Below are 16,170 nucleotides of genomic sequence, written 5' to 3' on the forward strand. Positions count from 1 at the left end.
TTAAATGTTTACTATAGAAATTTCATCTGTTAGAATTTCAATATTAAAACCTTGTTTTTGAACCATATTGATAATAACGTCATTGTCTAATATATCGTTAAAATTTTCGATTCTTAAAATATGATCACAATCTTCAAGATCAAAATCAATACAGTAATTAGGAAACCTATTTTTTATTTGTTTCTTTATTCTCCTAGCTTGTTTCTTTTTTAAGATATTAGTTTTATATACTTCTATCATTTTATAACAATTATAATTTTATACAACAAAGAAAACTAGGAATTGTGACAACCCTTTGACAGTCTTTTTTTATTTAAAAAAAACTAAACAAAATGTGATAATAAATTGATTGTTGCTCCGTTGGGATCTTTGACAAAAAATCGTTTTACACCCCAAGATTCGGTTGTTATTGGGTAAACTATTTCAATATCTTGTGTTTTTGCTCGTTCATACCATTGGTCAATATTCACCACTTCTATGGATAGAAAAATGGCTTTATTATCCAGTGGTTTGTTCTCCGTATTTTGAATAATTGTGATTTGAGCCTTTGGGTTTTCTTTGGATGCAAAAGTTAAAACCCATTCCATATCCATCACCAATTTCATATCTAAAAACTGAGTATAAAACTTTTTGCTTGCTTCCACATCATTGGAATAAATGTTAGGAACTATTCTTAGAATGGTTGTTTTCATTACATATCTTTATTTGTTATCTAATTCAATCGCTTGTAAAATATAATACTCAAGTATGTCATCTTTATAATCTTTGGGGTCACTCAATCTTAAATTTAATGATTTTTTTCCGACTCCTTCAAGTATTTTATACTTGTCTTCAAACTGTTTACCATCCGTAAATGAAAAGGTAATTCCTTTTAGGGTAGGGCTCACGGAGATGATAATTCTATTGTGTCTATAAACTGGGACACCATAATATTTTTCGGTTCCTCCTCGCATCTCTTCTTTTAGTGTTGGGAATTTTGCTTTAATCAAGCTCCTAAACTTTAAAAAAATAGGTTGATGCTCTTCCTTAATTTTATCTTTTATGAATTGATTGATGGTATTCATATGAGCTAATTTTTGAAATTAGATTTTTGGAGATAATGAGCACAACTCCAAACCCAAATAGCACAAAATACGATAAGGATTCTACCAAGCCAACCAATAGGAGTCTCTGGTGTAATCATACCATTCGTTTCACTCAAATAAACACCCATGACAATTATTAAAGCAACCTCTAAACCCCAAAGAATTATAGTAAATACAAACATATTTTTTCTAAATGGTTTAAGCTTTTCCTGTTTTCTAAATTGATAAGTAATAAACACCGTAGCCAAAATCATAAAACCTAATAATCCTGCTGCTGCGTTATGAATTTGGCCACTCATAGTCATGTACTTGGGTAAAGTATCTACAGGATCAGTATTAAAAATGCCTGCTAAGAAATTACCAAGAGATGCTATTACTAACAACACTCCTCCAATTTTAGAACCTATTTTGGGTAAGTATTTAATTAGATATAAGCCTAAGGTTAAAAAACTTATACCAAGTAAAAAGAATACAATCTGCATTAACCAACCTGTATTTCCTAATGCATATTCGCTAATGGGTTGCCATATTGGATTTACTGATGTGTTTATGAAATGTAAAATGACTAATAGGACAACAAATCCGATAGCACTTATTTTTGTAACAGTTAACTTGTTCATTTAATTATAATTTTAAGGATGGTAGTTTATTCTCTTTTCCCTTTTATATAGGCATACATAGCCATTGCATGACCATGGCCTAACTGAAAGTCTTCTTTCAACCAATTGGTCACTTTGGTAGCCTTTACAACTAATTCTCCATTCCTGGTAAAGCCTTTTTGTTCTGCTAATGTTTGAAAATCTTCTGCGGTTTTACCTGTTTTATCTTCTATGTTTTTGATGTATGTTTGGAATGACATAATTATATAGTTTTAGATTTATGATTAATTTTTTGTGAGTAGATATAAGATACACTTAGAACAATTCCTACCACTATAGGCATTACAATGTTGGCTATGACTTGGTCTACCGCTATATGACTTATAGCTGCAAAAATTAAATTGAATGTTAAACCGGCATACGCCCATTCCTTTAGTTTAACTGGAAGTTTTGGAAGCATTATCGCGGTTGCTCCTAATATTTTGCAAACAATTAAAGCGTAGGCGAAGTAATCGGGATAGCCCAAAGGTTTAGTTCCTGCGTTAAAATATTCGTGTGCGAATAAAAGCGTTGCCAATGGCATTAGGGCCTCTAACGCAAAAATGATGGAAGTTGCTATCCAAAATATGATTTTAATCTTTTTCATTTTCTTACATTTATTAATAACTCATCCAATCTTTCTAACGTTGATTTAAGTCCATCTTCCATTCCCATTTCTATTATAGTTTCTAAATCTTTTAGAGAATTGTAGGTTACAATGGTCTCAACTTTTGATTTTTCATTCAAATCTAAAAAACTCACATGCCATTTTGCTCTTGGCAAACCTGGGTTTAGATTTCCATTTTTATCACAAAACCCATCTAATGATCTATAATAATCAATAGGTTTAATTTCTGTAAAATCTGTTCGTCCCCAGTGCTCAGTTCCGTTTGGTTCTATCATAGCGTATAACCAATAGCCGCCTTCCTTAAAATCCATCGTCTTTGTTTTGGCCGTCAATGGTTTTGGTGCAAACCACTTTTCTAATAATTCACTTTTCGTGTAGCAATCCCAAACAAGTTCTCTTTCTGCGTTAAATTCACGCACAATAGTAAGTGTGTTATCTTTCTTGTTTACTAAGAAGTCAAATTGTAGTTTATTCATTGTTTTTTATTTTTAGTTAATAATAATTGGTCTAAGTTTAAAAGAGCCATTCCGAAACCTTCCTTAAAGCCCATTTTAATCAATGTTTCAATGTCTTCTAGTTTATCGTGTTTTAAGGTAACATCTACTAATGTAATGTCATTTTTTTCTGTAAAAATATTTGTCCATAATGAGCGTGGTTTTATTGTATTTTCATTTCCATTTTCGTCACAAAAGGCATCTAACCAAGATAATAACTTGTTTATTTCAATTCCTTTATAATCAGCTTTACACCAGGTCTTTTCGTTTTCAGGGCTTACCATTGCATAAAGCCACATTCCGCCAATTTCTAAATCTAAAGTTTTAGTTTCAATATGATAGGGTTTTGGTGCCCACCACTGGTTTAATAATTCTGGTTCTGTCCAAGCTTTCCAAACCAATTCAAGATTAGCATTAAACTCTCGCTGAATGTTAATAGTTTTATTTTCCTTATTCACGGAAAAATTGAATAATAAATTACTCTTCATTATTTTTGTTTTTAAGTGTTTCTAATAAATTATCTAGTTGGTTAAATCTATTTTCCCAAATGGCTCTAAATTGCTCTAACCATTTGTCGATTTCTTTCATTTTTTCAACTTTTAACTCGTAGTATATTTCTCGACCTTGTTGGTTTGCATCAACCAAGTCACATTCATTTAAAATTTGAATGTGTTTAGAAATAGTAGGCCTCGCAGCATCAAAATTTTCAGCAATTGCTCCTGCTGTCATGGATTGTGAAGTAAGTAGTACCAATATTGCTCTTCTTGTTGGATCGCTAATGGCTTGGAAAATATCTCGTCTTAATTTCATTATGAAGTTATTTGACTACAAATATATGTGAAGTTATTTGGCTACGCAAATTGTAAATATAATTTCATTACAAAATTAGGTTAACCTTATTTTATAAAATGGTGCAAAAGCGGGAATAAATGGTGTTTATCGGGTTGTGTAGTTTTTTCTGAATGTTAGTGGACTGGTTGAAGTATGCTTACGGAAGAAGTTACCAAAATTAGAAGCGTCAGAAAAGCCTAATTGATGCGCTATTTCAGCTATGCTTAAATTAGTGAATTGAATCAGTGATTTTGCCTCCTTTATAAGCCTGCCATTAATATGCGAAAGTGCTTTTTTATTTGTTTCAGTTTTAACGGTTTTAGATAAGTGACTAGCACTGATATTTAATAAGGTAGCATATTCTTTAACTGTTCGTTTTTCGAGGTAATGAACATTCACCAATTTTAAATATTGATTTGTAATGGAATGACTAGAATTTATTAATGGTTGTAATTCATTTTGAATCTTAGTAAATTCTTTTAGATTATAGAGTAAAGCAAGAAATTTATGTGTAGTAACTTTGGAAAAGACATCTATATTTTCATAAGATTTAAATACCTCTTCAAATACTGGTAATAATTCTTGATATTTATTATTTTCTAGTTGAAATAAGTTGATGTTTAAAATATTAAAAAATGGGAATTCATTAAAAAAATCAAATTTTAAAAAATTAAAGTATTCCTGTTTAAAATAAATGAGATAACCTTCCGTATTTTTTTCTTTGTAAAAACTATAAATCAAGTTTGAACATTGAAAGGTGAGAAATGACTCTTTTATATGGTCATCTTGATTGTTATATATAACATTGGTTTTTCCATTAGATGTTATTAAACCGATAAAAAAGAAATCTCTACGAAATGGAGCTTTGTAAATTTCATCTTTATGCTCTTCTAAACGCATACAATAAAACATAGGATTTTTAGTCCTATGATTGACAGGTATTGATTCTAGAAAATCATTAATAGAAGTATAAAAAGGAATACTTTTCTCTTTCATTAAATTTCTATTCTTATATAGCTAATGTTTGTTTTGAATTACAAAGAAAAGATATTTAGAAAAACAATCATAGTTATAAGTTGTTTGATAGTAGTTTATTATAATAAGTTAAATTATTATTTTTTTGAGATTTTATATCAGTTAAACTGAATTTATCTCTCAAAACCTTCATATCCTCACTTACTTTTTTATCCAAAATTTTTGCATAATGTTGGGTAGTCCGTAAATTTTTATGCCCCAACATTTTACTTACGCTTTCTATAGGAACGCCATTTGTAAGTGTTACGGTGGTTGCAAAAGTGTGGCGTGCAATATGAAAAGTTAAATCTTTTTCAATTTCACAAACACCTGCAATTTCTTTAAGATAGGCATTCATTTTTTGATTACTCAAAATAGGGAGCAGTCTGTTTTCGTTTATACATTGCGGGTGCTGTGCGTACTTATCAATTATCATTTGTGTAACAGGGAGTATGGGGATTTTTGAAGCGGATTCTGTTTTTTGTCTGTGAGTAAATATCCATTTCTCTCCATCGATTCCAATACTTATATGCAGTTTTGTTAAATTTTTGACATCAATGTATGCTAATCCTGTAAAGCAACTAAAAAGGAAGATATCACGAACTAGCGATAATCTTTCTGTCTTAAAATCTTTATTCAATATGGTTTGGATTTCTTCTTCTGTTAAATAGACACGCTCAACTTCTCTAACTTTTGCTTTATAATTGGCGAATGGATTTTTGTCTAGCCAATCATTGGCCAAACATATCTTTATGATTTTACCGAAATTCTTGATGTACTTGACTGCTGTGTTATTATTACAATTTCTAACGCTTCTTAAATAAAATTCATACTCTGTTATGAAAGCATGATTGATTTTTGCAATATCTATATCCGATATTTGATATTTCCATTCTAAAAAAGCTATTGTGTGTTTTAAAGATGTTTTGTAACGCTCTAATGTTCCTGGAGCATATTCTTTTCCAACCAGTTCTTTAATTTTGTTATTATGATCTTTGAAGATTGGAATTAACATTCTTTGTTTATCATCAACACCTTGAAGTTTAGATTTTAAAACTGCTGAGGTTGCAGTTATTTTGTCTTTTAATATTGTGTGGTGTGTATCATAAACTTGCTGCTCTAACGTTTTAAGATACCTATTTAAAGATTTTACTTCTTCGGATTTACCTATCACTTTCTGAAGTTTACTATCCCATAAATCGGGTGCTACATATCTTTTTGATGCAATTTCTTTTGGTTTTCCGTTAATGGTTATCCTTAAATAAATTGGGGCTGTGCCATTGGCTTTGATTTTACTTTTCTTAATCAAGAAGAGTAAGTTGAATGTTTTGGTCATTTGTGGTAACTTTTTAGGTTGATAAAACTATCTCTTAAAACCACTTGAAACAAGATGTTCAAAACGTGAACTCCTTATTATACAAGTGTTTCAGCGTTTTCTAGTGACCTATTTGAATTTTAAACAATAGGTCACTAAATAGGTCACTGAAAGCATACCATTTAATGAACTTTATGGGATAGTCACAAATGAAAAAACGCCGTAAAACATAAGTTTTACAGCGTTTTGATTGAGTTTCTTAAACTCTTAGCGGAGAAAGAGGGATTCGAACCCCCGGAGGTGTGACCCTCAACAGTTTTCAAGACTGCCGCATTCGACCACTCTGCCATTTCTCCTTGAGTGTCTCATAAGGTTATTGCCTTATTGCGGGTGCAAATATAAGAGCCTTTTTCGATGTATTCTAATAAAAATTAAGTTTTTTTTAAATAATTTTGAAACTCATTTATAATGTATTCATTTTTAGGGAAAAAGAAAAGAAAAAAATATTTTAAAAAAAGCCGAGATACTAATAAAACTTATATTTTCGAAGTAATTCAAAAAAAATAGAATTATAAAACCTTACTTTTGCATATCAATTAAGTAAAATTAAATGGATATTATAAAGCAGTTGCAATGGCGTTATGCAACCAAAAAATTCGACGCAACAAAAACATTAAACGCCGCTAAGTTAAATACATTAAAAGAAGCCTTTAATCTTACCGCAACCTCTTTTGGTTTACAAACCTTAAGCCTTGTTATTGTTAAAAACAAAGCACTTCGCGAAAGCTTACTTCCGCATTCCTATAACCAACCGCAGGTGGTAAATGCCTCGCACTTGCTTGTAATATGTATCCAAGAAGATATTCAAGAACAAGATGTTGTAAACTATTACAATAACATAAAAACCATACGCAACACTCCCGAAAGTATCCTAAAACCATACCGAGAACAATTGGTTGGTATCATGCAAGGTAAAAGCGTAGAACAACGCCAAAACTGGTCTAAAAACCAGGCGTACATAGCACTCGGAAATCTTATGACGGTTTGTGCTATAGAAAACATAGACGCCTGTCCAATGGAAGGATTTATTCCAGATAAATACGACGAAATTCTTCAGCTAAAAGAAAAAGGGTTAAAATCTGTATTAATCATGCCTGTAGGCTATCGGGATGCGAACGATATGTTTTCAACCTTAAAAAAAGTAAGGAAATCTATAGATCAAAGCATCATAGAAATTTAATACCTTTGGGCGTTACCGCAAGGGTCGGGCTTTCACTACTCAATCTTTTTGTTTTTTTATTAAAACAAAAAGGATTTCAAACAGGTCGTTCAATCCCTAACGCAGTAATCGTCTAAAATTGGAAAAAAAGATAAATAAACAACAATATGCCAGGATTCGAATTATTTGGAGAATTAGAAAAACAAGAAGTTAACGATGTTTTAGATAATGGCGTTTTAATGCGCTATGGTTTCGATGGTATGCGAAACGGCCATTGGAAAGCCAAAGCTTTAGAAAGTGAATTAAAAAATGCCTTTCAGTCGAAACACGTACAATTAGTATCAAGCGGAACCGCTGCGGTATCGGTAGCATTAGCATCGGCGGGCGTTGGAGCAGGAGACGAGGTTATTATGCCAACCTTCACATTTGTCGCTAGTTTTGAGGCCATCATGATGTTAGGCGCCATTCCTGTTTTAACTGATGTTGATGATACTTTAGGATTAAATCCAGAAGCGGTAGAAGCTGCTATTACACCAAAAACAAAAGCCATAATGGTGGTGCAAATGTGCGGAAGTATGGCTAATATGACGGCATTAAAAACGATTGCTAACAAACATAATCTGCTTTTAGTAGAAGATGCTTGCCAAGCCATTGGAGGAACCTTTAACGGTATTCCATTGGGTAGTGTAGGCGATTTAGGCTGTTTTTCATTCGATTTTGTTAAAACAATTACCTGTGGAGAAGGTGGTGCTGTAATTACAAACAACGAGAAATATTATACCAACGCCGATCATTATAGCGATCATGGTCACGATCATGAAGGTAGCGATCGTGGTGCAGAAACGCATCCGTTTTTAGGTTATAATTTTAGAATTTCAGAATTGCACGCGGCCGTAGGTTTAGCACAGATAAAACGATTACCAGAGTTTTTAGAGATACAAAAACGAAATTTTAATATTATTCGTGAAGCTTTATCCACAATTCCGGAAGTGGTTTTTAGAACGGTTCCCGAAGGAGGTGTAGAAAGTTGTGCTTTTTTAAACTTCTTTTTACCCGATTTAGAAACTTCTAGAAAAGTAATTGAAGCCTTTAAAAACGGTGGAGTAGATGGTTGTTGGAATTATTATGATAACAATTGGCATTACATTCGTAAATGGGATCATTTAAAGAATTTAAAATCATTGTTTCCTCTTTCTAAAGAAGTAAAACAAGGCTTAGAACATCTTCAAACAAGAACATTTGAAAAATCGGATAGCTATATTGGCAGAAACATATCTTGTTTAATCAAACTCTCGTGGACAGAGGAGGAAGTTAAAGAACGCGCTAATAAAATGGTGGCACTTATTAAAACGGCTTTATAAAAAGAGTTATTCCAACTATCCTACAAAGGTTTATATTAAAATATTAGAACATAAAAAAAGGCTTTAAATTCACAATTTAAAGCCTTTTTTTTATAAAATGAATTTGATTAATAATTCATAAAATCTACAATTTCTAAACCATATCCAATTAATCCAACACGTTTAGTTTGTTCGGTATTGGTAATTAAACGTAGTTTATGAATATTTAAATCGTGAAGAATTTGGGCACCAATTCCAAAATCACGGTTATCCATATTTATTTTTGGAGCTTTGGTAATAGTTTCCGCGGTTTGGTTTTCTTTTAGAAAAGCCAATCGACTTAAAATATTCATCGATTGTACTTCTTGGTTTATAAAGATAATAGCACCTTTTCCGTTAGTATTAATAACGCTAAACATATTTTCTAGTTGGGCGTCTACATTGTTGGTAAGCGTTCCTAAAATATCGTTATTAATTAGTGTGGAGTTTATTCGGGTGGGTACGGCTTCGTCATCGGTCCAAGCCCCTTTTGTTAAGGCTATATGGATTTGATTATTAGTTGTTTGCTTATAAGCTCTTAATCTATAGCTTCCAAAACGTGTTTCAATTTCAAAATCTTCTTTTTTCTCAATTAAAGAATCGTGTTGCATTCTATAAGCCACTAAATCTTCAATAGAAACTATTTTAATATCGTGTTTGTGTGCTATTTTTAATAGTTGTGGTAGGCGTGCCATGCTACCGTCTTCATTCATTATTTCAACAATAACACCTGCGGGTTGTAAACCTGCTAAGCGTGCAAAATCTATGGCGGCTTCGGTGTGGCCTGTTCGTCTTAAAACACCACCTTCTTTTGCTATTAAAGGAAATATATGTCCTGGACGTGCCAAATCGTGAGGTTTAATGTTAGAATCAATGAGTGCTTTTACTGTTTTAGCTCGGTCACCAGCAGAAATACCTGTAGTTACACCATGGCCACGTAAATCTACCGATACGGTAAAAGCGGTTTCCATAGGGTCGGTATTATTCCTCACCATCATGTTTAAGTCAATTTCTTTACAGCGTGTTTCTGTTAAGGGCGCGCATATTAATCCGCGGCCATGTGTTGCCATAAAGTTTATCATTTCTGGTGTTACTTTTTCGGCGGCAGCCAGAAAATCACCTTCATTCTCTCTGTTTTCATCATCGACCACAATAATTATTTTACCATTTCTAATGTCTTCAATGGCATCGTGAATGGTATTTAATTTAGTGTCTGGGTTGGATACGGGGCTCATAGGTTCTAAAATCATCTATTAAAAATGTGTTATTTCAAAGAATCTAAACAAAATTGTTTTAAATCTTCTTTCAATTTAACGTTTAATAAAGGGTAAGTCATCATATAAAATGGCAACCCTAAAATGAGTAATCCTAAACTAGGACGTTTTGTTTTTTTATTGATATAGGCATAAAAGCTATTCAAATTAATTATAGACTTTATATAGTAAATTATATAAAGAAGAAAGGATACAATACTTAATTGAATAGAAGCTGTAGCTAGTGGTAATAGTTTATTATTTTTAAATACAAAAAATAGGATTAATAATACGGCGCCTGTGGCATACAAAGAAATTGCAAATGTGGAGTGCTCTTTATAATGTTTAGCAATTTTTTCGGAAGCTTCAAATTGCGAATCTATAATCAAGCCTTGCGATTCTTGTAAATCTTGAATGCTATGTCCACGTTCCTTTAATAGGTTTAGCGCTTCAAATCGGCAGTTTTCATCGTGTCCTAGGGTTTCATAATTTTTAATAACATCAACGAGTTCATTCGTTTTATAAGCAGTTAAAAATTTATAATCAACAGCGTTTTTTTCTTTTATTTTGAATATTTTTTTAAGCGGCTCCATAAGGTTTCCTACTTCAAATATACCTTTATCTGCTGTGGCACGTTTTGTTAAATAAATACCTAATGGTAACATGACGAGCGTAGAAAACCAGCTGGCTAAAACGGGATTGAAATTACCTGTTTTCGCAGAGTTTGTTGCAAAAATACCAATAAAGTGATAGGTTAAAAAGAGTAAAATAGCGATGACCATTGGGAGTCCAATACCACCTTTTCTAATTAACGCACCTAAAGGAGCTCCAACAAAGAATAAAATAATACAAGCTACTCCTAATGCGAATTTTTCATGAAATGAAATAACGTGTCGGTTAAATGTTGAATTTGTAATTTTAGATGAAGCTATTTTCTGAGTAATAGTTTGCTTGTTACTGCTAGTTGCTTTTAAAGTAAGCTCTATTAATTCTATTTTTTGCTTAGTATTAAAGACATTTAAAATTGGACCGTTATATAAGGAGTTCTTTTTGGTTTTAGTATTTCTATATATTTTATTAACACTAGACCTGTTAATTAAGTTTTTAGCAAGTCCTTCTTTCTCGTTATATTGTTTTTTTATTAGAGAATCCATAGCCGTATTTAAATCTACTACATCTAGCATGCTGTATTTATCGGTTTGAGATTGCTCATCGATATCAACCTTATTCAGGTCTGATAAATCAATATTAATCGTGTATTTTTCGAATGTACTTTTGGCAAAAGGTTTTCTTGCTTTCTTTTTTCTATCTTTTTCATTAATATCGTGATAGTAATTGCCGTTGAACAATATAAGTTTTAAAACATTAGAATCTTTTTCACTCGCTAACTCACCAGTTTTTGCTTTTATTATGGTAGCGTTTGTTCGTCCATTGACGGCTTTTAAATGAATAGTAACATTCTCTAAATACTGACCATTTTCACCACTTTTCTTTTCAACTTTTATATTGTAGGGAGTGCCTTCAATCGGGTTAAATTGACCTTCAGCAATAGCCATGGCAGGTTTAATTTTCGCAATATTACGTCTAAGGTTATACGAGTTTACTTCCGCCCAAGGAATGACGTTATTGGCAAAGAAAAAGGTAATGATACCAAGGGCTACAATAAAAATACTTAAACCAGACATGGCACGTTGTAATGAAATACCAGTGGATTTCATTGCTGCAAATTCATAATTTTCAGCAAAACTACCAAAAACCATTATTGATGAGAGTAGTATGGTAAGTGGCACAACCAGCGGCATTAGTTTTGGCATAATATAAATTAAGAACTTAGCGATAATATCTATTTCTAAATCTTTACCTGCAAGTTCTTTTATGTAGAGCCAAATGGTTTGTAAAACAAAAATCAGCACAAGTATAATAAATACGCTGAAAAATGTTTTAAAGTAGGTTGTTAGTATGTAGCGGTCTAATATTTTCAAAGGAATACCTAATCTAGTTTGTTGATGTAATAGTCTTGATACTTGTCCGCATCAAAGGTAAATAAGGTTTTCGATAAAGTCTCGTTTGTTTTAAAAGAATTTACGGTAAGTGTGGTTTTTGTATTGTTTTTACCAACTTGAATTAAATTGTAAATATTTTTTGTTTTAGCATCGATACCTAATAAAAGGGTTTTAATTTCAGAATCAGAATCAATAGGTGTTAGTTTTACATATTGAATTTTTCTCCCATTAATATTTTGCTCAATATCAAGGGCGTAGGTGTAGCCGTCTTCATAAAAAGATAACATTTTACTTGGTGTAATGGCATCACTTTCATTATCATTTTCTGAAGAAATAGTCACTTCCTCATCTTCTGGACTAATGCTATACATGGTTTTGCCATCGAAAAGACGCGTAATACCTAGAATATTTAATTTGTATTTTTCTCCTTGTAGTACAATATCTCCTTTAGTCACTTGTTTTAGATTTTCAGCAGTGTTTTCAAGTACATACTTAAAATCTATTGAAATGTTATTGTAACTTTTTACCTTTTTGGAAACTTCATTTAATAATGTTTTTCCTTTATTTTGAGCAAAGGTGTTTACGGAAAGGGTTATTAATAAAAGTGCAATAATTTTTTTCATTATTATGTTCATTTTAAATTATATTTCATTTTCTAAATGCTGATCTAAGGCTATTAAATCTGGAATTAAAACTTGTCTGGCTTTACTTCCTTCAAAAGGGCCAACAATGCCAGCCGCTTCTAATTGATCTATAATTCTACCTGCGCGATTGTAACCTAATTTTAATTTACGTTGCAAAAGCGACGCAGAACCTTGTTGAGCCGTTACAATTACTATAGCTGCATCTTTAAAGAGTTTATCTCTATCGGATATATCTATATCAAGACTTGTGCCACTTTCCTCACCAACAAACTCTGGCAACAGGTAAGCTTCTGGATAAGCTTTTTGTGCGCCAATAAAATCGACAATACGTTCTACTTCTGGCGTATCTACAAAGGCACATTGAATACGAATTAAATCGTTACCTTGAGTATAAAGCATATCACCGCGACCAATAAGTTGATCGGCTCCCGAACCATCTAAAATAGTACGTGAATCTATTTTTGAGGTTACTCTAAAAGCTATTCTTGCGGGGAAATTGGCTTTAATAATACCGGTTATGACGTTTACCGATGGACGCTGTGTAGCAATAATTAAGTGGATACCAATGGCACGGGCAAGTTGTGCTAAACGGGCAATTGGGGTTTCAACTTCTTTACCGGCCGTCATAATTAAATCAGCAAACTCATCGACCACCAAAACAATGTATGGTAAAAATTGGTGCCCATCGTTCGGGTTTAATTTTCTAGCTTTAAATTTAACGTTGTATTCGGCAATGTTTCTACAAAGGGCATTTTTAAGCAACTCGTAGCGGTTATCCATTTCAATACAAAGCGAATTTAAGGTGTTAATTACCTTCGTATTGTCGGTTATAATAGCTTCTTCACTGTCAGGAAGTTTGGCTAAATAATGACGTTCAATTTTATTGAAAAGCGTAAGTTCTACTTTTTTAGGATCTACTAAAATAAATTTAACTTCTGCTGGATGTTTTTTATAAAGTAAAGAGGTTAAAACGGCATTTAATCCAACCGATTTCCCTTGTCCTGTAGCACCAGCCATAAGCAAGTGTGGCATTTTGGCTAAGTCGACCACAAGAGTTTCATTACTAATGGTTTTTCCTAATGCTATAGGAAGTTGCATTTCGGATTTTTGGAATTTCTGCGAAGCAATAGCCGATCGCATAGAAACAATAGTTGAATCTTTATTAGGAACCTCGATACCAATTGTGCCTTTTCCAGGAATAGGGGCAATGATACGGATACCTAATGCGGCTAAAGACAAGGCAATATCATCTTCTAAATTTTTAATTTTTGAAATACGAACACCAGCATCGGGTACAATTTCGTAAAGGGTTACCGTTGGTCCAATGGTAGCTTTAATACTAGCTATACCAATTTTATAGTTGTTTAAAGTTTCTACAATTTTATTTTTATTGCTTTCTAATTCTTCTTGATTTATGGTAATTCCTCCGGTATCATATTGTTTTAAAAGATCTAATGGAGGGAATTGGTAATTTCCAAGCTCTAGAGTTGGGTCGAATAGTCCAAAATCCTCAACAAGTTTGTTTGCTAAATTATCGGTTTCAGAGCGTTCTTCGGGAACTTCAATGATTTTCATTTCTAGATCTTCTTCAAGAACTTCCTCTTCAGCAATTTTAACTTCAAGTGGTGTTTTATCTTCAATAACTACTTTTTCTACTTTGGGTTTTTCGGGAGTTTTATCTTTTTGTAATGATGTTTCTATAGGTTTTTCATCATCTTTAGGAATGTTGAAAGCGGCTTTGATATCTTCGGCTTCTTCTGATAAATTATTATCTAAAGGCACACTTATATCATCTTTCATATCCGATAATTCACTTTTTAAATTACGTTTAGCCGATTTAAATTGATTTGAAATATTTTCAAAAGTAAGCTTGAACCTAATCGCTAAATAGGTAATTAACGCAAATAAGAGTAAAAGTGAAATGCCTATTTTTCCTATATAATCTTGTAAGTAAGTATTAATTTCAAAACCAATAGTACCTCCTAAAATAGCATTCGTTTTTCCGAAGAAACCAAAAAGAATGGATAACCAAATAATGATTAAAATACCCCAGAACCAATGGGTTCTCAATTTTGTTTTGTTTCTGTTTGTTAAAACATAAATACCTGATAGGGACATGAGTCCAGAAAATATAATTGAAGATACACCAAACCCACGTTGAATAAATAAATCACTCAACCAAGCTCCAGATTTACTTAACCAATTTTCGGTTTCAATCTCACGATTGGTAAAGCTTGATAAACTGCTTTGGTCGGCTTCTCCTGTAAAAAAGAAGGAAATAAAAGCAATGAATAATACAAGCCCGAAAATAATTAAAAAGCTACCTAATACTAGTTTTTGTTGATTGGACAATTTAAAACTAGGTTTGATAGTTTTTTTGTTGGGTGCTTTTTGGGTTTTTGTTTTACTTTTCGCCATTAATGCGTTTAGATTTCAAATTGAGATCTTGAATTGAGTTCAAGAATATATTGTTTTTTTAACGACACAAAAATACAAATTACTAACGTTAACGAATCTTTATTTTAAAAAATTGCATTGGAAACTTGTAATTCATTTGATTTGAAAATTTGTGGGTCTAGAAAATTTTAGGAATATAAATAATAAGCCCTATAATAGAAGTGAAAATGGCGGCAATAAATACGGCGCCAGCGGCAATATCTTTAATTAAACCTATTTTTTGATGGTGTTCTGGATGAATAAAATCGGCCATAGCTTCAATGGCTGTATTAACGCCTTCGGCACACATAACTAGTGCTATAGCCAAAATTTGGATAAGCCATTCGGTTGTAGATATATTAAAGTAAAATCCTGCAATGGTTACTATAACACCTAGTGTAAATTGAATTTTAATGCTGGCTTCGGTTTTAAGGAGTAGGATAGCACCTTTAAACGCAAAGCCAACACTTTTTAATCTATTTACTAAAAAAGATTCTTTTTTGTTATGCATTTAACAGCGCTTCTAAAGCTGCTTTGTAATTTGGTTCGTTTACCGTTTCAGCAACTTGTTCTGTGTATATTACATTTGCATTTTCGTCTAAAACAACTACGCTTCTAGAGTGTAAACCTTCTAAAGGACCATCGATAAAATCTAATCCATAAGCTTTTCCGAAGCTTCCTGTTTTAAAATCGGATAAACTCACTACATCATTTAAACCTTCAGCACCACAAAAACGAGCATGTGCAAATGGTAAATCGCGAGAAATACATAATACTTTGGTGTTTTCTAGAGTACTGGCTTCTTTGTTAAACTGACGAACAGAAGCTGCGCAAGTTCCTGTGTCTACACTTGGAAAAATATTTAAAACAACCTTGCTACCAGCAAAATCATTTAATTTTTTTGTAGATAAATCGTTTGCGGTTAAAGCAAAATCTGGAGCTTTTGTGCCTGTTTCAGGAAGATTTCCTGATGTATTTATTGTATTTCCTTTTAATGTTACTGTTGCCATTGTTTTATATTTTTAATTGTGTTGTAAAAATAGGTATTCTATTATTAATATGGTAATAGGCTTATTAATTTAATTTTTATTTGTGATAACTTTATTTCGGTTTGTAATTCTTTAAAAGAAACAGATTAGTTTAATGTTTGAAGTTCTTTATATATAAAAAAACCCTTCTCAAATGAATGAGAAGGGATGAATAGAAAGTGTTTCGGAATACAAAAATAGTA

19 protein-coding genes and 1 tRNA gene are annotated in these 16,170 nt (G+C 32.2%); 2 read left to right on the forward strand and 18 right to left on the reverse strand.

What is annotated here, in order from left to right; translation table 11 throughout:
- The 12 genes from FQU21_RS04215 to FQU21_RS04270 form a co-directional block, all read right to left on the reverse strand.
- Nucleotides 1-240: a hypothetical protein gene (locus tag FQU21_RS04215; RefSeq protein WP_054724470.1), complete on the reverse strand. Its 240-nt coding sequence runs from the start codon at nt 238-240 to the stop codon at nt 1-3.
- Between the two features lie 83 nt (nt 241-323).
- Complete coding sequence (locus FQU21_RS04220) at nt 324-692, reverse strand: VOC family protein (protein ID WP_147676743.1); 369 nt, start codon at nt 690-692, stop codon at nt 324-326.
- 9 nt (nt 693-701) lie between these two features.
- Nucleotides 702-1,064: a DUF1801 domain-containing protein gene (locus FQU21_RS04225; RefSeq protein WP_147676744.1), complete on the reverse strand. Its 363-nt coding sequence runs from the start codon at nt 1,062-1,064 to the stop codon at nt 702-704.
- A 5-nt stretch (nt 1,065-1,069) separates the two neighbouring features.
- A complete protein-coding gene (locus tag FQU21_RS04230) occupies nt 1,070-1,705 on the reverse strand; it encodes a DUF998 domain-containing protein (protein WP_147676745.1) in 636 nt (211 codons plus the stop codon).
- A 26-nt stretch (nt 1,706-1,731) separates the two neighbouring features.
- On the reverse strand, nt 1,732-1,944 hold the full coding sequence (locus FQU21_RS04235) for a DUF4287 domain-containing protein (protein ID WP_147676746.1): 213 nt from the start codon (nt 1,942-1,944) through the stop codon (nt 1,732-1,734).
- A gap of 2 nt (nt 1,945-1,946) precedes the next feature.
- Nucleotides 1,947-2,330 carry a DoxX family protein gene (locus FQU21_RS04240; RefSeq protein ID WP_147676747.1) on the reverse strand — a complete coding sequence of 128 codons (384 nt, stop codon included), beginning with the start codon at nt 2,328-2,330 and terminating at the stop codon, nt 1,947-1,949.
- Complete coding sequence (locus tag FQU21_RS04245) at nt 2,327-2,827, reverse strand: SRPBCC family protein (protein WP_147676748.1); 501 nt, start codon at nt 2,825-2,827, stop codon at nt 2,327-2,329. The genes FQU21_RS04240 and FQU21_RS04245 overlap by 4 nt, the downstream gene beginning before the upstream one ends.
- Nucleotides 2,824-3,333, reverse strand: coding sequence for an SRPBCC family protein (locus FQU21_RS04250; protein ID WP_147676749.1), 510 nt, complete (start codon nt 3,331-3,333; stop codon nt 2,824-2,826). The genes FQU21_RS04245 and FQU21_RS04250 overlap by 4 nt, the downstream gene beginning before the upstream one ends.
- Nucleotides 3,323-3,655 carry a metalloregulator ArsR/SmtB family transcription factor gene (locus FQU21_RS04255; RefSeq protein ID WP_068825264.1) on the reverse strand — a complete coding sequence of 111 codons (333 nt, stop codon included), beginning with the start codon at nt 3,653-3,655 and terminating at the stop codon, nt 3,323-3,325. The genes FQU21_RS04250 and FQU21_RS04255 overlap by 11 nt, the downstream gene beginning before the upstream one ends.
- A gap of 126 nt (nt 3,656-3,781) precedes the next feature.
- Complete coding sequence (locus FQU21_RS04260; protein ID WP_147676750.1) at nt 3,782-4,672, reverse strand: helix-turn-helix domain-containing protein; 891 nt, start codon at nt 4,670-4,672, stop codon at nt 3,782-3,784.
- A 73-nt stretch (nt 4,673-4,745) separates the two neighbouring features.
- Complete coding sequence (locus tag FQU21_RS04265; RefSeq protein ID WP_147676751.1) at nt 4,746-6,026, reverse strand: site-specific integrase; 1,281 nt, start codon at nt 6,024-6,026, stop codon at nt 4,746-4,748.
- A 250-nt stretch (nt 6,027-6,276) separates the two neighbouring features.
- Nucleotides 6,277-6,361: transfer RNA gene (locus FQU21_RS04270), tRNA-Ser, on the reverse strand.
- Between the two features lie 254 nt (nt 6,362-6,615).
- Here FQU21_RS04270 and FQU21_RS04275 point away from each other — a divergent pair.
- Both FQU21_RS04275 and FQU21_RS04280 read left to right on the forward strand, forming a co-directional pair.
- Entirely contained in the window at nt 6,616-7,245 is a 630-nt protein-coding gene (locus FQU21_RS04275; RefSeq protein ID WP_147676752.1) for an NAD(P)H-dependent oxidoreductase, read from the forward strand.
- A 146-nt stretch (nt 7,246-7,391) separates the two neighbouring features.
- Nucleotides 7,392-8,585, forward strand: coding sequence for a DegT/DnrJ/EryC1/StrS family aminotransferase (locus tag FQU21_RS04280; RefSeq protein WP_147676753.1), 1,194 nt, complete (start codon nt 7,392-7,394; stop codon nt 8,583-8,585).
- Nucleotides 8,586-8,692: 107 nt separating this feature from the next.
- Here the strand turns inward: FQU21_RS04280 and ribB are convergent, their stop codons facing one another.
- From ribB to tpx, 6 genes are all read right to left on the reverse strand, one after another.
- Nucleotides 8,693-9,853, reverse strand: coding sequence for a 3,4-dihydroxy-2-butanone-4-phosphate synthase (gene ribB / locus FQU21_RS04285; RefSeq protein WP_394348395.1), 1,161 nt, complete (start codon nt 9,851-9,853; stop codon nt 8,693-8,695).
- A 14-nt stretch (nt 9,854-9,867) separates the two neighbouring features.
- On the reverse strand, nt 9,868-11,838 hold the full coding sequence (locus FQU21_RS04290) for an LptF/LptG family permease (protein WP_147676754.1): 1,971 nt from the start codon (nt 11,836-11,838) through the stop codon (nt 9,868-9,870).
- An 8-nt stretch (nt 11,839-11,846) separates the two neighbouring features.
- Nucleotides 11,847-12,482 carry an outer membrane lipoprotein periplasmic chaperone LolA1 gene (locus tag FQU21_RS04295; protein ID WP_147676755.1) on the reverse strand — a complete coding sequence of 212 codons (636 nt, stop codon included), beginning with the start codon at nt 12,480-12,482 and terminating at the stop codon, nt 11,847-11,849.
- An 18-nt stretch (nt 12,483-12,500) separates the two neighbouring features.
- Complete coding sequence (locus FQU21_RS04300) at nt 12,501-14,921, reverse strand: FtsK/SpoIIIE family DNA translocase (RefSeq protein WP_147676756.1); 2,421 nt, start codon at nt 14,919-14,921, stop codon at nt 12,501-12,503.
- Nucleotides 14,922-15,078: 157 nt separating this feature from the next.
- On the reverse strand, nt 15,079-15,450 hold the full coding sequence (locus FQU21_RS04305; protein ID WP_147676757.1) for a diacylglycerol kinase: 372 nt from the start codon (nt 15,448-15,450) through the stop codon (nt 15,079-15,081).
- A complete protein-coding gene (gene tpx / locus FQU21_RS04310) occupies nt 15,443-15,949 on the reverse strand; it encodes a thiol peroxidase (RefSeq protein ID WP_147676758.1) in 507 nt (168 codons plus the stop codon). The genes FQU21_RS04305 and tpx overlap by 8 nt, the downstream gene beginning before the upstream one ends.
- Between the last annotated feature and the right edge of the window lie 221 nt (nt 15,950-16,170).

The sequence above is a fragment of the Algibacter pacificus genome, assembly GCF_008033385.1.
Taxonomy (GTDB): Bacteria; Bacteroidota; Bacteroidia; order Flavobacteriales; family Flavobacteriaceae; genus Algibacter; species Algibacter pacificus.

What these genes read in the sequence shown, in the direction of transcription:
- FQU21_RS04235 (WP_147676746.1), bottom strand. Translation starts at nt 1,944, where the DNA reads ATGTCATTCCAAACATACATCAAAAACATAGAAGATAAAACAGGTAAA.
- FQU21_RS04255 (WP_068825264.1), bottom strand. Translation starts at nt 3,655, where the DNA reads ATGAAATTAAGACGAGATATTTTCCAAGCCATTAGCGATCCAACAAGA.
- FQU21_RS04215 (WP_054724470.1), bottom strand. Translation starts at nt 240, where the DNA reads ATGATAGAAGTATATAAAACTAATATCTTAAAAAAGAAACAAGCTAGG.
- FQU21_RS04275 (WP_147676752.1), top strand. Translation starts at nt 6,616, where the DNA reads ATGGATATTATAAAGCAGTTGCAATGGCGTTATGCAACCAAAAAATTC.
- FQU21_RS04305 (WP_147676757.1), bottom strand. Translation starts at nt 15,450, where the DNA reads ATGCATAACAAAAAAGAATCTTTTTTAGTAAATAGATTAAAAAGTGTT.
- ribB (WP_394348395.1), bottom strand. Translation starts at nt 9,853, where the DNA reads ATGATTTTAGAACCTATGAGCCCCGTATCCAACCCAGACACTAAATTA.
- FQU21_RS04280 (WP_147676753.1), top strand. Translation starts at nt 7,392, where the DNA reads ATGCCAGGATTCGAATTATTTGGAGAATTAGAAAAACAAGAAGTTAAC.
- FQU21_RS04240 (WP_147676747.1), bottom strand. Translation starts at nt 2,330, where the DNA reads ATGAAAAAGATTAAAATCATATTTTGGATAGCAACTTCCATCATTTTT.
- FQU21_RS04220 (WP_147676743.1), bottom strand. Translation starts at nt 692, where the DNA reads ATGAAAACAACCATTCTAAGAATAGTTCCTAACATTTATTCCAATGAT.
- FQU21_RS04300 (WP_147676756.1), bottom strand. Translation starts at nt 14,921, where the DNA reads ATGGCGAAAAGTAAAACAAAAACCCAAAAAGCACCCAACAAAAAAACT.
- FQU21_RS04295 (WP_147676755.1), bottom strand. Translation starts at nt 12,482, where the DNA reads ATGAAAAAAATTATTGCACTTTTATTAATAACCCTTTCCGTAAACACC.
- tpx (WP_147676758.1), bottom strand. Translation starts at nt 15,949, where the DNA reads ATGGCAACAGTAACATTAAAAGGAAATACAATAAATACATCAGGAAAT.
- FQU21_RS04225 (WP_147676744.1), bottom strand. Translation starts at nt 1,064, where the DNA reads ATGAATACCATCAATCAATTCATAAAAGATAAAATTAAGGAAGAGCAT.
- FQU21_RS04260 (WP_147676750.1), bottom strand. Translation starts at nt 4,672, where the DNA reads ATGAAAGAGAAAAGTATTCCTTTTTATACTTCTATTAATGATTTTCTA.
- FQU21_RS04230 (WP_147676745.1), bottom strand. Translation starts at nt 1,705, where the DNA reads ATGAACAAGTTAACTGTTACAAAAATAAGTGCTATCGGATTTGTTGTC.
- FQU21_RS04265 (WP_147676751.1), bottom strand. Translation starts at nt 6,026, where the DNA reads ATGACCAAAACATTCAACTTACTCTTCTTGATTAAGAAAAGTAAAATC.
- FQU21_RS04245 (WP_147676748.1), bottom strand. Translation starts at nt 2,827, where the DNA reads ATGAATAAACTACAATTTGACTTCTTAGTAAACAAGAAAGATAACACA.
- FQU21_RS04250 (WP_147676749.1), bottom strand. Translation starts at nt 3,333, where the DNA reads ATGAAGAGTAATTTATTATTCAATTTTTCCGTGAATAAGGAAAATAAA.